The sequence below is a fragment of the Pseudomonas mosselii genome, from assembly GCF_019823065.1.
Lineage (GTDB): Bacteria > Pseudomonadota > Gammaproteobacteria > Pseudomonadales > Pseudomonadaceae > Aquipseudomonas > Aquipseudomonas mosselii.
In genome coordinates this window covers 2,114,775-2,130,740 of sequence record NZ_CP081966.1, presented here as the reverse complement: position 1 = coordinate 2,130,740, position 15,966 = coordinate 2,114,775, and the positions used below count along the sequence as shown (strand labels likewise).

General features: G+C 64.2%; 14 protein-coding genes. 6 read left to right on the top strand and 8 right to left on the bottom strand.

Translation table 11 applies throughout. The features are described from left to right. The first annotated feature begins 123 nt into the window (after positions 1-123). Entirely contained in the window at positions 124-2,175 is a 2,052-nt protein-coding gene (locus K5H97_RS09750) for a TonB-dependent receptor family protein (protein WP_028692469.1), read from the top strand. 44 nt (positions 2,176-2,219) lie between these two features. Here the strand turns inward: K5H97_RS09750 and K5H97_RS09745 are convergent, their stop codons facing one another. Continuing rightward, positions 2,220-3,284, bottom strand: a complete 1,065-nt coding sequence (locus K5H97_RS09745; protein ID WP_028692470.1) for an AI-2E family transporter — start codon at positions 3,282-3,284, stop codon at positions 2,220-2,222. A gap of 124 nt (positions 3,285-3,408) precedes the next feature. Here K5H97_RS09745 and trhP point away from each other — a divergent pair, with 124 nt between their 5' ends. From trhP to K5H97_RS09720, 5 genes are all read left to right on the top strand, one after another. Then, a complete protein-coding gene (gene trhP, locus K5H97_RS09740) occupies positions 3,409-4,743 on the top strand; it encodes a prephenate-dependent tRNA uridine(34) hydroxylase TrhP (RefSeq protein ID WP_028692471.1) in 1,335 nt (444 codons plus the stop codon). A 79-nt stretch (positions 4,744-4,822) separates the two neighbouring features. Beyond that, entirely contained in the window at positions 4,823-6,559 is a 1,737-nt protein-coding gene (locus tag K5H97_RS09735; protein WP_028692472.1) for a copper resistance system multicopper oxidase, read from the top strand. Beyond that, positions 6,552-7,457, top strand: a complete 906-nt coding sequence (locus K5H97_RS09730) for a copper resistance protein B (RefSeq protein WP_028692473.1) — start codon at positions 6,552-6,554, stop codon at positions 7,455-7,457. The genes K5H97_RS09735 and K5H97_RS09730 overlap by 8 nt, the downstream gene beginning before the upstream one ends. A 66-nt stretch (positions 7,458-7,523) precedes the next feature. After that, a complete protein-coding gene (locus tag K5H97_RS09725; RefSeq protein ID WP_028692474.1) occupies positions 7,524-7,952 on the top strand; it encodes a DUF411 domain-containing protein in 429 nt (142 codons plus the stop codon). Continuing rightward, positions 7,952-8,389 carry a YqaA family protein gene (locus K5H97_RS09720; RefSeq protein WP_028692475.1) on the top strand — a complete coding sequence of 146 codons (438 nt, stop codon included), beginning with the start codon at positions 7,952-7,954 and terminating at the stop codon, positions 8,387-8,389. The genes K5H97_RS09725 and K5H97_RS09720 overlap by 1 nt, the downstream gene beginning before the upstream one ends. Before the next feature lie 54 nt (positions 8,390-8,443). Here K5H97_RS09720 and K5H97_RS09715 read toward each other — a convergent pair whose 3' ends face one another. The 7 genes from K5H97_RS09715 to sctY form a co-directional block, all read right to left on the bottom strand. Then, positions 8,444-9,676: a hypothetical protein gene (locus tag K5H97_RS09715; protein WP_028692476.1), complete on the bottom strand. Its 1,233-nt coding sequence runs from the start codon at positions 9,674-9,676 to the stop codon at positions 8,444-8,446. Between the two features lie 255 nt (positions 9,677-9,931). Beyond that, on the bottom strand, positions 9,932-10,753 hold the full coding sequence (locus tag K5H97_RS09710; RefSeq protein WP_139121072.1) for a hypothetical protein: 822 nt from the start codon (positions 10,751-10,753) through the stop codon (positions 9,932-9,934). Between the two features lie 14 nt (positions 10,754-10,767). Then, positions 10,768-11,928, bottom strand: a complete 1,161-nt coding sequence (sctE, locus tag K5H97_RS09705; protein ID WP_158216128.1) for a type III secretion system translocon subunit SctE — start codon at positions 11,926-11,928, stop codon at positions 10,768-10,770. Continuing rightward, complete coding sequence (locus K5H97_RS09700) at positions 11,918-12,424, bottom strand: SycD/LcrH family type III secretion system chaperone (RefSeq protein ID WP_081791636.1); 507 nt, start codon at positions 12,422-12,424, stop codon at positions 11,918-11,920. The genes sctE and K5H97_RS09700 overlap by 11 nt, the downstream gene beginning before the upstream one ends. An 8-nt stretch (positions 12,425-12,432) precedes the next feature. Then, complete coding sequence (locus tag K5H97_RS09695) at positions 12,433-13,305, bottom strand: virulence-associated V antigen (protein WP_028692479.1); 873 nt, start codon at positions 13,303-13,305, stop codon at positions 12,433-12,435. Positions 13,306-13,539: 234 nt separating this feature from the next. Further along, positions 13,540-15,639 (bottom strand): type III secretion system export apparatus subunit SctV, encoded by a 2,100-nt coding sequence (gene sctV, locus K5H97_RS09690; RefSeq protein ID WP_028692480.1) that lies wholly within the window; start codon positions 15,637-15,639, stop codon positions 13,540-13,542. Further along, positions 15,636-15,965 carry a type III secretion apparatus assembly chaperone SctY gene (gene sctY / locus K5H97_RS09685; RefSeq protein ID WP_028692481.1) on the bottom strand — a complete coding sequence of 110 codons (330 nt, stop codon included), beginning with the start codon at positions 15,963-15,965 and terminating at the stop codon, positions 15,636-15,638. Before sctY ends, sctV begins: the two co-directional genes overlap by 4 nt. Between the last annotated feature and the right edge of the window lies 1 nt (position 15,966).

Genomic DNA, 15,966 nt, shown 5'->3' with positions numbered 1-15,966 from the left:
CCTCGGCGGGGTGTTCTTTTTTGGGGCCGCTTTGCGGCCCCACGGCCATTACCGATCGACCACTGTGCTTCGTCTGCCCTTTGCAGCGTCAGACTCCCGCATTCGATCTGGAACCCCGTACCCATGCGCCCCACCCTCCCCTACTCCCTGCTGGCCCTGTTCGTCGCCGGCACCGCCCAGGCCGCCAATCGCGTCGAACTCGACCAGGTGCTGATCCAGGACCGGCAGCAATCCGAACTGGAAGCCGCCGCCGACCAGCTGCGCGAAATCCCCGGCGCCAGCAACCTGGTGGACATGGACAAGGTGGGCCAGGGCCGGGTGGCCAGCAACCAGGACGTGCTGGCCTATCAGCCGGGGGTGTTCGCCCAGTCGGCGGGCAACGACGGCATCAAGCTGTCGATCCGTGGTTCGGGCATCAACCGCGCGCCGGGCGCCCACGGCTCGGGCGTGTACACGATGTTCGACGGCCTGCCGCTGACCGGCCCGGGCGGCACGCCCTATGAACTGTTCGAAGCGCTGTGGCTGAGCCGCGCCGAAGTGCTGCGCGGCGCCAATGGCTTCGACCAGGGCTCGCTGGCCCTGGGTGGCGCGATCAACTACGTGACCCACACCGGTCACGATGCCGCGCCCTTGCAGGTGCGCTACGAAGTCGGCAGCCGTGGCTACCAGCGCCGGCACATCAGTACCGGACAGGTGCTGGGCAACCTCGACTACTACGTGGCCCTGACCGATGCCGAGTACGACGGCTATCAGGACCACAGCAGCGGCAGCGCCAAGGGCATCGCCGCCAACGTCGGCTACCGCTTCAACCCGAACCTGGAGACGCGCTTCTACCTGCGCTACCGGGAAACCGAGAACGACCTGGCCGGACGCCTGACCAAGGACCAGATCAAGCACCATCCCCGTGCCGCCAATCCAGCCTACCTGGCCCGCGACGACAGACGCCCGCAACCGGGCAGCACCTGGGTGGGCAACAAGACCACCTTCTTCCTGGATGACGATTCGCGCCTGGAGGCGGGGCTGGTCTATCACGACTACCCCATGGACCTGCGTGAAGGCCCGATGCGCCTTAAGGTCGCCTACACCGATGTCAGTGGCACGCTGAACTACTTGCGTCGCGACACGCTGTTCGGTCATGAGAGCAAGACCACCCTCGGCTGGCGCACCACCAAGCACCTGCCCAACAGCGGCGCTTCGCAGTTCGCTCGCCCCGGCGGCGACAATTTCGGTGCCCGCACCCGCGATTTCAGCTACCAGGGTTCGGACACCGTGCTGCATGCAGGCAACGACCTGGAGCTGATTCCGGACCTGTGGCTGACCACGGGCCTGGCGATGATCTACACCCGCCGCGAAAGCGACGTCACCTACCCAACCAGTGGCGGCAAGGTCAGTCAGCATGACTGGGACTACGCCCCACGCCTGGGCCTGCGTTACGACCTCCGCCCGGACCTGCAGGTCTACGGCAACCTCAGTCGCTCGGTGGAGCCGCCGCACCCGTGGTCGCTGGTCTGGAGTGCGCCAGTCGCCAACCAACCCATGAAGATGCAGAACCAGACCGCCGCCACCCTGGAACTAGGCGCCCGCGGCGATTCGGCACTGGGACGCTGGGACCTGGCCTGGTACTACGCCCAGGTACGCCACGAACTGTTAAACGTGGAAGTCGTGCAAGGCTTGCCGTTCAAGGAGTTCAACGCCAGCCCCACCGTGCACCAGGGCATCGAGGCCGGCCTGGACAGCCTCCTCTGGGAACAACCGGGCACCGGCAAGCTCAGCTTGCGCCAGGCCTACACCTTCAGCGACTTCCACTACCGCGACGACGACACGTTCGGCGACAACCGCCTGCCCGGCATCCCCATGCACTACTACCAGGCCGAACTGCGCTACGACTGGCCGAGCGGCTTCCATGCCGGGGTTAACACGCAGATGGCCTCCAAGGTGCAGGTGGACTACGCCAACAGCTACCACGCCGACGCCTACGCCCTGCTCGGCGCGCGCCTGGGCTGGGATTCGCCGAAACGGGATTGGCAGACCTGGCTCGACCTGCGCAACCTGACCAACAAACGTTACGCGGCGACGGTGACGCCGGGGTACAACGATGCCGGGCAAGACATCGCCCGCTCGACGCCGGGTGAAGGGTTTGGGGTGTATGCGGGGGTTTCCTACAGCTTCCGATAATCGCCAATGGCGGTGCGCCGATGCGACTTGCCCCACGATGGTCCTCATGAAGGCAACTGCACCTGCGGCTTGGTCGAGGCAAAGATCGCCCAGCTGGAGATGAACAACGCCGCGATCAACGGCCCGATCACGAAGCCATTGAGCCCGAACACCGCCAGCCCACCGAGTGTCGACACCAGCACCAGGTAATCCGGCATCCGCGTATCCTTGCCCACCAGGATTGGCCGCAGTAGGTTGTCCACCAATCCGATCACCAGCACACCGAACGCGGTCAGCACGATCCCCTGCCAGATCGCCCCGGTCAGCAGGAAGTACAACGCCACCGGCCCCCAGACGATCCCCGCGCCCACCGCCGGCAGCAACGACAGGAACGCCATCAGCACCGCCCACACCAGCACGCTGGGAATGCCCAGCACCCAGAAGATCAGCCCGCCCAGCGCACCCTGGGTGATCGCCACCAGCAGGTTGCCCTTGACCGTGGCCCGTACCACGCGCTTGAACTTCAACTGCAGGCGGCGCTTCTGCTGCTCGGGCAGCGGCACCGCCTGGCGCACCTTGCGCGCCACCTCCGCGCCCTCGCGCAGGAAGAAGAACAGCAAATAGAGCATGATGCCGAAGCTCACCAGGAACTCGAAGGTGCCCTGGCCGAAGCTGAACGCCTGTCCGGCGAGGAACTGGCTGCCCTGGGTCGCCCACTTGGTGATCTTGTCACGCAGGCCATCGAGGTTGCCCATACCCATGCGGTCGAGGAAATGCTGGGCGTAGGCCGGCAGCATGTCCTTGCCGCGCTCGATATAGCCGGCGATATCCAGCTGGCCGCTTTCGATGCGCTGGTACAGCGTCGCGCCCTCCTGCACCAGCAGGGCGCCGATGACGATCACCGGCAATACAGCGATCAGCAGGCAGGTGACCAGCGCCGTCGCCGTGGCCAGGTTGCGCCGCCCACCAAAGCGCAGCAACAGCTGGCGTTGCAGAGGCGCGAAAAGAATCCCGAGGATCACCGCCCAGAAGATCGCGCCGGAGTACGGCAGCAGGATCCAGATGAAGGCGATGGTCACCAGTGCCAGCAGCACGGTCAGGGCTTTATTCTGCAATAAGGTTTCGTTCATGGGCATTCCTCGAGGGCTCAACAATTTAGTGCCCCGCGCGCCGGCAAAAGTGCCGTTGATCCAGATCAATACCTGAACATCGCCTCCGTCTTAGCATCCGCGCCTTTTACCCCCGGTGCGCACCATGACCCCTCTCGCCAAGCCCGAACTGCTCGCCCCCGCCGGCACCCTCAAGACCATGCGCTACGCCTTCGCCTACGGCGCCGACGCGGTCTACGCCGGCCAGCCGCGCTACAGCCTGCGGGTGCGCAACAACGAGTTCGACCACGCCAACCTGGCCCTCGGCATCCAGGAGGCCCAGGCCCAGGGCAAGCGTTTCTACGTGGTGGTCAACATCGCCCCGCACAACGCCAAGCTCAAGACCTTCCTCAAGGACTTGGCGCCGGTGATCGAAATGGGCCCGGATGCACTGATCATGTCCGACCCGGGACTGATCATGCTGGTACGCCAGCACTTCCCGCAGATGCCCATCCACCTGTCGGTGCAGGCCAATACGGTGAACTGGGCCAGCGTGCAGTTCTGGCAAGGCCTGGGACTGACCCGGGTGATCCTGTCGCGGGAGCTGTCGTTGGAAGAGATCGAGCAGATCCGCCAGCAGGTGCCAGAGATGGAGCTGGAAGTGTTCGTGCACGGCGCGTTGTGCATGGCCTATTCCGGGCGCTGCCTGCTGTCGGGCTACATGAACAAGCGTGACGCCAACCAGGGCACCTGCACCAATGCCTGCCGCTGGAAGTACCAGGCTACCCCGGCCACCGAGAATGCCACCGGCGATATCGTCCGTGAGTGCGAGCCGACCCTGGGCCTCGGCGCGCCGACCGAGCAGGTGTTCCTGCTCCAGGAGTCCAACCGCCCCGGCGAAGAGATGCCGGCCTTCGAGGACGAGCACGGCACCTACATCATGAACGCCAAGGACCTGCGCGCCATCCAGCACGTCGAGCGCCTGGCCCGGATGGGCGTGCACTCGCTGAAGATCGAGGGCCGCACCAAGTCGCACTTCTACTGTGCCCGCGCCGTGCAGTCCTACCGCCAGGCCATCGACGACGCCGTGGCCGGGCGGCCGTTCGACCGCGGCCTGATGAGTAACCTCGAGTCCCTCGCCCAGCGCGGCTACACCGAAGGTTTCCTGCGCCGCCACGTGCACGACGAGTACCAGAACTACCAGCGCGGCAACTCGGTGTCCGAGCGCCAGCAGTTCGTCGGCGAACTGACCGGAGTGCGCGTGGACGGCCTGGCCGAAGTGAAGGTGAAGAACCGCTTCGCCGTGGGTGACCACCTGGAGCTGATGACCCCGCGCGGCAATTACCACTTCGACCTGCACCGCCTGTGCGACCGCCAGCAGCAGGCCATCGAGGTGGCGCCGGGCGACGGCCATGTGGTGTACCTGCCGATTCCCGAGCAGGTCTCGCTGGAGTTCGGCCTGTTGATGCGCGACCTGGAGAGTGGCGAGGCCGCTGCCTGACAAATCTGTAATCCGCGCCTCAGGTGGCTGACAGGCGCGGGCGGCGAGGATCGTGGCAGTTCCGTAGCGAGAGCACGCCATGCCACCGACTCCAACCCGCCGCACCTTCGTCAAGGGCCTGGGTGCCGCCAGCGCCCTGGCCGGCCTCGGCCTCTGGCGCCCGCTGGCCCAGGCCGCCGAGGGCCGCCTGCCGCTGCACGAGCTGAGCGGCCAGCAGTTCGACCTGTTCATCGGCCAGACCCCGGTCAACATCACAGGCCGGCCGCGCACCGCGCAGACCATCAACGCCAGCCTGCCCGGCCCGCAGCTGCGCTGGCGCGAGGGCGACACCGTGACCCTGCGCGTGCGCAACCGCCTGGACCAGCCCACCTCGATCCATTGGCACGGCATCATCCTGCCGGCCAACATGGACGGCGTGCCGGGCCTGAGCTTCGCTGGCATCGAACCCGGCGGCGACTACCTCTACCAGTTCACCCTGCGCCAGAGCGGCACCTACTGGTACCACAGCCACTCCGGGCTGCAGGAGCAGGCCGGCGTGTACGGCGCCATCGTCATCGAGCCCCGCGAGCCTGAACCGCATCAGTACCAGCGCGACCATGTGCTGCTGTTCAGCGACTGGTCGGACCAGGCGCCAGAAGCGCTGATGGCCACCCTGAAGAAGCAGTCCGACGCCTTCAACTACCACAAGCGCACGGTCGGCGACTTCGTCGACGATGTCGCGCAAAACGGCTGGGGCAAGGCCGTCGACAACCGCTGGACCTGGGCGAAAATGCGCATGAGCCCGACCGACCTGGCCGACATCAGCGCCGCCAGCTACACCTACCTGCTCAACGGCCAGCCCCCGGACGGCAACTTCACCTGCCTTTTCCAGCCCGGCGAGACCGTGCGCCTGCGCCTGATCAACGCCTCGGCGATGACCTACTTCGACTTCCGCATTCCAGGCCTCAAACTCACGCTGATCGCCGCCGACGGCCTGCCAGTGACACCGGTGAGCGTGGACGAGCTACGCATCGCCGTGGCCGAAACCTACGACGTGCTGGTCACCGTGGGCGACCTGCCCGCCTACACGCTGTACGCCCAGAGCATGGACCGCACCGGCTTCGCCCGTGGCACCCTGGCCCGTGCAGCGGGCTTGCAGGCCCCCGTACCCGAGCCGGACCCGCGCCCGGTGCTGACCATGGACGACATGGGGCACGGCGACATGGGTGGGATGGAGCATTCGAATATGCCAGCGATGAACCACGCCAACATGGCGGGCATGGACCACTCGAACATGGCCGGTATGGCCATGATGCAAGGCCACCCCGCCAGCGAGATCGACAACCCGCTGGTGGACATGCAGACCATGGCCCCCCGCGCCAACCTGGCCGATCCTGGTATTGGCCTGCGCGGCAACGGCCGCCGAGTGCTGACCTACGCCGACCTGCGCAGCCCCTACCCCGATCCGGACGGGCGCGAACCGTCGCGCAACATCGAGCTGCACCTGACTGGCCACATGGAACGCTTCGCCTGGTCGTTCGACGGCATCAAGTTCAGCGATGCCGAGCCCCTGCGCCTGAAATACGGCGAGCGGGTGCGCATCATCCTGGTCAACGACACCATGATGACCCATCCCATCCACCTGCACGGCATGTGGAGCGACCTGGAGGATGAACAAGGGCGCTTCCTGGTGCGCAAGCACACCATCGACATGCCACCCGGAAGCCGGCGCAGCTACCGCGTCAGCGCCGACGCCCTGGGCCGTTGGGCTTACCACTGCCACCTGCTCTACCACATGGAGACCGGCATGTTCCGCGAGGTACGGGTCGATGAATGAGAACCGCAACCGCCACATCGCCACCGGTGTCGCGCTTATGGCCTTGCTGGCCAGTGAACGGGCCCTGGCCGCGGGCATGGACCACATGAACCATGGCACCATGCCGATGGACCACGGCCAAATGAACCATGACAGCATGCCCATGGACCACAGCCAGATGAACCACACGGCGACGCCCCCCAGCCAACCGCGCACACCGCTTCCGGTGATCACCGACGCCGACCGCCGTGCCGCTTTCCCGCCGCTTCCGGGGCATCAGGTGCACGACCAGGCGACCAACTGGGCGGTGATCGTCGACCAGCTGGAATACCAGAACTTCGAAAGCAGCGGCGCCCTGAACTGGAACGCCACTGCCTGGGTCGGCGGCGATATCGACCGCCTATGGCTGCGCACCGAGGGTGAGCGGGAACAAGGCAAGACCCACAAGGCCGAGCTGCAGGCCCTCTGGGGCCATGCCATCAGCCCCTGGTGGGAACTGGTCGGCGGTGTACGCCAGGACTTCCAGCCCGCCAGCGGCCAGGGCTGGGCCGCCTTCGGCATCCAGGGCACGCCGCTCTACGGCCTGGAGCTGGAAGCCACCGCCTACGCCGGCGAGCGACAGCAGACCGCGCTGCGCCTGGAGGCCGGTTACGCTATGCTGCTGACCAATCGCTGGATCCTCGAACCGACCGTCGAAGCCAACTTCTTCGGGCGCAATGATGCCGGGCGCGAGCAAGGCTCGGGGCTGGCCGAAAGCGAAGTGGGCCTGCGCCTGCGCTACGAGATCACCCGCGCGTTCGCGCCCTATGTCGGCGTCAGCTTCAACCGCCTGCACGGCGACCGTGCCGACCAGGCCCGGGAGAATGGCGAGGACATCGGCCAGACTCGGCTGGTGGTGGGGTTACGCCTGCGCTTCTGAAGCACAGGCGCTCCCACCAGGCCGCCACCTGGCCAATGAATCATGCTGTTTCACAGGAGCTCCACCATGCTGCGCAAACACCTGCTCACCCTCGGCCTGCTGGCCGTCACCGGCCTGGCCCAGGCCGCCGAGACCATCGATGTCTACCGCGATCCCAACTGCGGTTGCTGCAAGGAATGGATCAAGCACCTGAGCGACAACGGTTTCACCGTCAACGACCATGTCGAACCGAACATGAGCGCGGTCAAGCAACGCCTGGGCGTCGAGCCACGCCTGGCGTCGTGCCACACCGGGGTGATCGACGGCAAGTTCGTCGAAGGCCATGTGCCGGCCGAACAGGTACGCCTGCTGGCCAGGCGCAACGACCTCAAGGGTATCGCGGTACCGGGCATGCCCATGGGTTCGCCGGGCATGGAGATGGGTGACCATAAGGACGCCTACCAAGTCATCGGCGTGACCCTGGATGGCCAGGATACCGTGGTCGCCAGCTACTGATGCTCAGCCTTGGGGCGCTGTTCCTCAGCGCCTTCGGCGCCGCCACCTTGTTGCCGCTGCAGTCCGAAGCGGTGCTGGTCGGACTGCTGATTCGCGAACCGAGTGCCTGGGCAACTCTGCTGCTGGTGGCCACCCTCGGCAATGTGCTCGGTTCCATCGTCAACTGGCTGCTGGGCCGGGCCGTCGATCACCTGCGCGAACGCCGCTGGTTTCCGTTCAGCGCCAGCCAGCTGGAACGCGCCCAGCAACGCTACCAGCGCTGGGGCCAGTGGTCGCTGCTGCTGAGCTGGATGCCGGTGATCGGCGACCCGCTGACTTTGATCGCCGGGATCATGCGCGAGCCGTTCTGGCGTTTCGTACTGCTGGTCACCCTGGCCAAGGGCGGGCGCTATATCGTGGTGGCAATGATCACCCTGGGCGGGTTTCACACAGGGTGATCGGAGGGATTCGAAGGGCTGGCTGAAGCCCGAAGGCCTCAGCCAGTGTTACGCTCAAGCCGCGTTGGCAGCCTGCAGGTTGCCAAGTAGGCGCCCTGCCTTGTCCAGCTTATTCTGCAACGTGTCCATGAACGATTGCGCGGTGTGGAACTGCAACAGATTGGGCTCCAGTTTACGCTGCCCGAAGAGGTCGCCGAAGGAGTGGGACTGCCCCACCGCCGTGTGGTCCAGGACCATTGAAGCAATTGCCTTTTCGGCAGCACTGCCCTTTTCGGCAAGATGCTCCAGGTGCTCGAACGACTGCGAGAGCGGACTAGCCGGCCGCTGTAGCGAATGGATGGTCGCGTTGAAGTCATTACGCGTAGGCAGAGCGACCTCATCATCAATCTTGACAAAGTCGAGCTTGACGGCCTGGAGCGACGTTACCGGATCAGACTGTTCGATGGTCGTCGCGTGATAAGCCACTTCAGGCTCCACAGGCCGTGCCGCGCTCGCTTGGGCTAATGTGCCGGCCACCACCGGATGGGTATGGTCGCTTGCATCCCCCACGACAACTGGCGCCACTGGATCAGGCTTCTGGGCGAACCGTTCGATGAACTCGGCATCGACCTCTTTGACAAACTCCACCACCGCTTCAGCCCCCACTTGCTCGGGATCCGGAAACTCGGCAAATCGCGAGGCCAGGAAAATTAACGCATCGAGCACCTTGGCGGCAGCCATCGAGTCGTTCTGCATAAGCGCGATACTGTCCGGAGACTGGGCTGCAATCAGGGTGTACCCACCGACAATATCGACCTTGTTAATACTTGTCTCGACCTTAAGCTCAGGCACAAGCTTGCCCAGCATGTCGATATTCGACAACAGGCAGTTGGCGTTACGCATGATATTGCTACCCGTGAGCTGTTCCGTGTAACTGGTCATGAACTGCTCGGTGGGCAGATGCTCCTGCTTCGCCAGTATCCCGTTGGCCTGCGACCTCATGACATCCGGCAGCCCCTTGGCCACCTGCTCGTTCAAAGAGCGCATCACGTCCGACGTCGAATCCGCGGCCTGCGCGCCCCCCGTCGCCACACTGGAACGAAAGCCGAGGAACTCGGCAATCGCGATGAATAGGCGCATCAGGATGCCATGCTTCTGCGGTTCCTCGTGACGTGCCAGGCGCTGCGCCGTTTCGCTGGTTTTTACCTCTTTGCAGTCACTGCCCGCGTTGACGGGGTCCAGGTCGGCGCCACACACCCAACTGGTTGAAACCGATTCAATCATCGTGCAAACCTCTTCTTGCAGCATCGTTTAACTTGTGGAAAAGACCGCTCTCACTCCAGCAAGAACAAAAGTCTTCTCCGCAGTAATTTGCCTCCAGCATGGTGGAAGCTGAGCAAACGATACTGGCGCTGCACATCAGGCCCCATCAGCCCTTATCGCCTTTTTTGCACTTTTCGGCGTTGGTGTGATGGCACGGTATTGGTTGATACGCAAGCATGAAAAAGCCGCAAGAGCCTGGACCCTTGCGGCGTCTAACATCCTTCAAGAAACCGGGTCTTCTCAGGCCATGATGCCAGCAGCCCTGAGCCCCTGGTTGTCATTGCGCAGGATTTCCTGGATCAGCTGACGCACCTGGTCGATCATCTTCGCCAAATCATCGGTACAGCGCTGGAACAACTCCTTCTGGTTACCGGCAACCGCCGCCTCAAGCTCCTGCTCCTTGGCCCAGACATCCTGCAACGACTTGATGGCATGGGCGATGCCCGTGCCGAAGGCTGCGCCACTCTGGGCCACGCCATTGAGCGTGTGCAATGTGGTATTGCGGGTGTCGATGCCGTTCTGCAGATGCTTGACCTCGATACGGTTCTCGGCGATCAGCTTCTTTGAGGCCATCGTCACCTCACCGGGCTTGGCAAACTCGGCAGCATGACTGGCTTGCTCCACTCCCTTGATAGTCCGCGCATCCCCCAGATTTTTGAGCATCCCGGTGGTACCGCTGACCAGGGTGAACATACCCAATGCACCGCTGACAGCCGCCGAGGCGAACAGCGCATTGCTGGCGGTTCTCATCCAGCCGATCTGTTCCTTGCTCGCCAGCACGCTGACTTCGGCCTGGGTCCTGCGCCCCTGCGCATTGCCATCGCGCACCTGCATGGCGGCTCGGAGAATCGCCAGCAGGCTCTCCAGGTCCTGGCTGCAGGGCGTAGCCTGCGGCGTATCCAGGCTTACCCGCCCTTGCTTCTCGGCAAATGCCGCGCTCGTCGCTGCACCGGGCATGGCCAGCATCGCCCACAGCGGCTGCCCAACCTTCTGCCCCTCGGTGACCGGCAGTTGGGCATTCACGTGGGACGAATGATCAATAGTGGAAATAGACAGACTCATGATTGACTCCTTGATCAGGCAATGACGTTTCGGCAAGCAATATCGGCGCAGGCTTTGCTGCGGTTGTTCAACAGTTCCAGCAGTTGTTCGAAGCGTTGCTCCTTCCCCGCGAGCAGTTGTTCCAGCGCCTTGGCCAACTGCTCGAGAAAACTGTGTCCCTGGTCCAGCAGCAGGCGCATCTCCGCCAGCTGGGCCTCGCTGCGCAACGCCAGCCCCTGCATGATCGAACTGGCCGCCTGCCCGGCGCTGGACAGCGTGGTGGTCGCCATGCTGGCGCCTGTCAGGGTCATCTGTAGCTTGGCCTGGGTGCCCGCGCTGGCGGTCGAGATGACACCGGTGGAGGCGACGCTCTGGATCTTCTGGCCCACCGACAGGACCGCCTGAGCGACCTTGCCACTCACCTTGCCGGCCACCCGGGCAGCGACCACCGCGAGGCTACCGCCGCAGGTCAGCACCACCGAGGCCAGCGCCAGGGCGACTTCCACCGCCATCAGCACCGGCCCGAGGTACTTCATTACCTCCTTGGAGATGTGCCCGTCCTCGGCGGCCTGGTTCAACGACATGGACACCACGCCCATGACGCCACCGGCGATCATCAGCGCGCCCGCGACGGCGCCCAGGCCGGTGGCGACCATGACGGTCCCCACCACGATGGAGACGATGGCGGCGGCCCAGCCAAAAACCTTGGCGAACACGCTCGCCGTGCCAGCATCCCGGTGTCGCTGGGCCACCTCCTCCATCTTTTGCGCGTTGAGCGCCATCTGCTGGCGGTTCTGCTCGGTGAGCTGACGTACCTGCTGCAGATTCAGCTCGGTCTGCCGAGCACCCAACTGGCTCAGCAGTTCGGTGAGGCGAATATCCAACTCAGCGTCGGAGATGTCCCCGGCGAGCTGCCCAAGTATCAGTGCCCCGACATCGGGTACCGCGACCAGCACCGGTTGCATGAGGCCTTCGGCGTCGAACAGCTTGTCGACTACCTGCCCCTGTAGCTGTCCCGTCGCCAGTGGCGCCGGAGGATCCAGCCGGACATTCATGTCCTGCTTGATCGTTGCGATTCTGGACGGTGTGCCGGTCTCGCCGGGCAACTGGATCGCCGCACCCGGCAGACGCGGTTCCGATTCGATTTCAGCCGGCATCAGGAGCGGCTGCTCCACAGGAAGAAGTTCAGCTCGCATGACGTGCGCCCTCCTTCTGCTGCAGGGCCTCAAGCAGCACCTGTGCCTGACCTGCCAGACCGGCATGTTCGCTGTCCACCGCCAGGATCTGCGCCTGTTCGTAACCGCTGCGCGCCGAGGCAAGGTCGCCCAGGTGCTGGTGGCATTGAGCGGCATGGAAGGTGAAACGCGGGTCCTGCGGCGCGAGCATCGCGCCATAGGCATAGGCCGGCAATGCATCCTGGTAGCGCTCAAGGGCCTGGTAGGCACCTGCCACGCCCAGAAACGCCCGGGGATCGTAGTGGTTGAGTGCCGCCAGCCCCTTGAACATCGTCAGCGCATCCTCCAGCCGTCCCGCCTGGTAGAAGTTGAACGCTTGGGCATAAAGCGTTTCCAGTTGTGCCACGCAAACCCCGCGCAGCATGGCGAATGTGCCGCCATCGCCGAAGAAGCGCTCGATCGCATCGACGTTGTTGGCATCAGCATCGCCGCCGGCCATCTGTTGTACTACTGTCATCTCCTACCTCAGTTCTGCAGAATCTTGGACAGCATCGAGAACCAGGTCTCGACGAACTTCATCATCACCTCGGTGGAGGTGGTGTAGCGCGAACCCACGTCGTTGAGCAGGGTGGTCTGTTCGGTCACCTTGTCGTTGACGATGCGGGTGCGGTCGCTCAATGCCTGGGAGAAATTGGCCAACGGGTTGTTGTCCTTGTCCCAGGCGTACTGCGCTTTCAGATCGGTCATCGGCCCACTGACCTTGTGCAGGCGGCTACCGCTTGCACTCGACGCAGTGACGGATTGCGTGCCCTCGAGAAAATGCCGCACCGTGACGACCCCAGAGCCGTTGAAGGTGGGCTTGAACGTGTCCAGGCTCGAGAGCAGTCGGCGCTCGAAACTCTTCTCCCAACTGTCCGCATCGAGGTCATAGAGCTTGCGGTCGAAGAGGTTGAAACTACCGTCTTCCAGCTTGAAGGTGCCCTTGTCAGCCATCACCACGTTGACCTTCGACTGGATCACGCTGAAGATCTTCAGCTCCGCCGTGAGGCACCTGAGCTGCTCGCTAAGCTCGGTGCGTTCGGCCTTCTGCTTGCGCATGCGCAGGCCCATCGCCGCCATCACCAGCTCGTCCATGCGCAAGCGCTCACCCAGGTTCTGCAACTGCAAGGGAGCTCCCGGCAACCAGCCGGCATAAGCCTCGAGCAACTGGCAAAGCGCATCGACATGCTGCTCAGGCAGCGGTCGCGCCAGCAACCCCTCGAAATAGGGACGACTCTGCGCCAGGCGCGCCTGCCCCTCGGGGCCCAACAACTGCTCGATGGCCTGCGCTCGATGTACCAGGTCCAGCGGCTGCCCCTGGCCGCCCATGGCCATGATCCCGTGTTGATCCAGGATCACCTCCAGGCGCCTTATGTCTTGCCAGGTGTCCGGCGGCGCGACACGGTCTACATACGGCAATGGGACAGGGCGACTACTTGCTTCAATAGAACTGCTCATCATCTGTATCCGGTTGGCCAGGTACCCTTCTTGGGGTACATGCAGATGAGTCTATTGAAGGGCGAACAACCGCTCCGTCAGGCCCGGCCGCGATTTTGTAGTTTCCGGATAACGCTTTCTGACACCCGATGAGCGTCAGCCGATTCGCCCCAGCGGCTGGATGTTGATCTGCGTGGTGAGCTCCTGGAACGACAGCACCGGCAGCTCGAAATAGATGCCCTCGACCAGCTTGCGTACATAGCGGCGGATATCCATCGACACCACCAGCACGGGCCTGGCTTGAACATCCTGCAGGTCGCCCACCACGGCTTTCACCTGGGCGAGAAAGGCGTCGCTCTGCGCCGGCTCCAACGCCAGGTAGCTGCCGGCGCTGGTCTGGCGGATGCCACTGCGGATCATCTCCTCGACCGCAGGGTCCAGCAGATAGGCCGGCAGCAGGTTGTGGCCGCTGGCGTACTTGTAGCAGATGTAGCGCTTGAGGCTGCTGCGCACGTATTCGGCCAACTGCACCACATCCTTTTCCTTCTGCCCCCACTCCACGAGAGCCTCGAGAATCGAGCGCATGTTGCGGATCGAGATGCCCTCGCCCACCAGCCGCTGGAAGACCTCGGTGATGCGCTGCAACGGCAGGATGCGCTGCACCTCCTTGACCAGTTCCCCATAGCCCTGCTCCATCTGCTCCAGCAGGTAGCGGGTCTCCTGGATGCCGATGAAATCCCCGGCGTACTCGCACAAAACCTGCGAAAGATGCCAGGCGAGCACCTGGTCGATCGCCAGGAAGGCGCACCCGGCGCGCTCCAGGCGCTCACGCTGCGCCTGCTCCACCCATAGCGCCACACGCCCCGGCTGCAGGGCTTCGCCTTCCTCATAGGACACGCCGACAAGCGCCAACTGGCTGGGTTTTTCCTGCACCAGTAGCCGTTCCGGCATGAGCCGCCCACGCGCCACCGGCACTTCCTGCAACAGGATGCGGTACTCGCCGGGGCCAAGCGCGCTGGTAAAACGCAGGCGGATGCCGGGAAACGGCACGCCATGATCCAGGTACAGCGCCTGGCGCACCCGCGCCAGCTCGTCGTTCAGCGAGACGGCTTCAAGGGCGGCTTGCAGGCCACTGTCCACATCGATGAGCAAGGGCACGGTCAGAGCAAAAGCTTGTGTATCACCGGCCAACTTCGCCCTGCCGGTTGGTTTGAGCGTAGGCGCGCCGGCGCCGTTGGCCAACAGCGCCGGCAGGCCACCGCTCTGCTGCCGGCCGTCCTCCTCGATGCGTCGCTGGCGGATTACCCACCAGCCACCGCCGCCAACCAACAGCGCCAGGCTGAAGAAAGTAAACGTCGGAAACCCTGGGATAATACCGAACAATGCCAGCAGCGCGCCGCCGATCAATAAGGCCTTGGGCTGCGCCATCACCTGGCTGCCGATGTTCGCCCCCAGGTCGCGGGCACCTTCACCGTCGCGGGTGACGATGATGCCCGCGGTGATGGCGATGAGCAGCGCCGGCACTTGGCTGACCATGCCGTCGCCCACGGTGAGTACCGCGTAGAGCTGCAAGGCGTCGGCCGCCGTCATGCCCTTCTGCATCACGCCGATGGCCAGCCCAGCCAGCAAGTTGACCACGATGATCACCAAACCGGCGATGGCATCGCCCTTGACGAACTTCATCGCCCCGTCCATGGCCCCGTACATCTGGCTGGCCTTTTCCACTTCGCCACGGCGCGAACGGGCCTCGTTGACGTCGATGACCCCGGCGCGCAGGTCGCCGTCGATGCTCATCTGCTTGCCCGGCATGGCATCGAGGGAAAACCGCGCGCTGACCTCCGCCACCCGCTCGGCACCCTTGGTGATCACCAGGAACTGCACGATGGTGATGATCAGGAACAGGATGCAGCCCACCACCAGGTTGCCGCCGACCACGAAGTCGCCAAAGGTCTGCACGATCTGCCCGGCGTCGGCCTCCAGCAGGATCATCCGCGTGGTGCTGATCGACAGCGCCAGGCGAAACAGCGTGGTGACCAGCAGCACCGACGGGAACACCGAGAAATGTAGCGGCGAGACAACGTACACCGACATCATCATCAACACCACGGCGATGGTAATGTTCAGGGCGATCAGCAGGTCCAGCAACAGCGGCGGCAACGGCAGGATCATCATGAACACCACTGCCAGCAGCATCACCGCCAGCATCAGGTCCTTGCGCGCGCCGACATGGCCGAGCATCCGGGTCAAGGTGTTCATGACTGATCCTTGAGTCGCAGGTACTCGGCGAAGGTGGCCTGCGCCTGCTCCAGGCGGCCCGCCATCTGCTGCGCCTGGCTCAAGCACAGCCATAAGGATGCCTGCTGCTCGCCGGCGTCACGCAGCGTCAGGCACTGCTGCTCGGCGCGCGCCCAGTCGCCCAGCTCGAGGGCGGCCACTACCGAAGCGCGCCGCCCGGCGAGGTGATCGGGATCAACCCGCAATAGCACCTCCAGCAATGTTTGCGCACCGTCAGGTCGTCCACATCGCAGATGAAGCCAGGCCAACAGTTGCAGGACATCACACTGTTCGATCGTCAATTGCATC

Excerpts from the sequence above, each read along its gene's own strand:
- sctV (WP_028692480.1), bottom strand. The coding sequence starts at position 15,639 with ATGAACACCTTGACCCGGATGCTCGGCCATGTCGGCGCGCGCAAGGAC.
- K5H97_RS09745 (WP_028692470.1), bottom strand. The coding sequence starts at position 3,284 with ATGAACGAAACCTTATTGCAGAATAAAGCCCTGACCGTGCTGCTGGCA.
- K5H97_RS09720 (WP_028692475.1), top strand. The coding sequence starts at position 7,952 with ATGCTCAGCCTTGGGGCGCTGTTCCTCAGCGCCTTCGGCGCCGCCACC.
- K5H97_RS09750 (WP_028692469.1), top strand. The coding sequence starts at position 124 with ATGCGCCCCACCCTCCCCTACTCCCTGCTGGCCCTGTTCGTCGCCGGC.
- K5H97_RS09710 (WP_139121072.1), bottom strand. The coding sequence starts at position 10,753 with ATGAGTCTGTCTATTTCCACTATTGATCATTCGTCCCACGTGAATGCC.
- K5H97_RS09735 (WP_028692472.1), top strand. The coding sequence starts at position 4,823 with ATGCCACCGACTCCAACCCGCCGCACCTTCGTCAAGGGCCTGGGTGCC.
- K5H97_RS09715 (WP_028692476.1), bottom strand. The coding sequence starts at position 9,676 with ATGCTGCAAGAAGAGGTTTGCACGATGATTGAATCGGTTTCAACCAGT.
- K5H97_RS09700 (WP_081791636.1), bottom strand. The coding sequence starts at position 12,424 with ATGACAGTAGTACAACAGATGGCCGGCGGCGATGCTGATGCCAACAAC.
- K5H97_RS09730 (WP_028692473.1), top strand. The coding sequence starts at position 6,552 with ATGAATGAGAACCGCAACCGCCACATCGCCACCGGTGTCGCGCTTATG.
- K5H97_RS09725 (WP_028692474.1), top strand. The coding sequence starts at position 7,524 with ATGCTGCGCAAACACCTGCTCACCCTCGGCCTGCTGGCCGTCACCGGC.
- sctE (WP_158216128.1), bottom strand. The coding sequence starts at position 11,928 with ATGCGAGCTGAACTTCTTCCTGTGGAGCAGCCGCTCCTGATGCCGGCT.
- trhP (WP_028692471.1), top strand. The coding sequence starts at position 3,409 with ATGACCCCTCTCGCCAAGCCCGAACTGCTCGCCCCCGCCGGCACCCTC.
- sctY (WP_028692481.1), bottom strand. The coding sequence starts at position 15,965 with ATGCAATTGACGATCGAACAGTGTGATGTCCTGCAACTGTTGGCCTGG.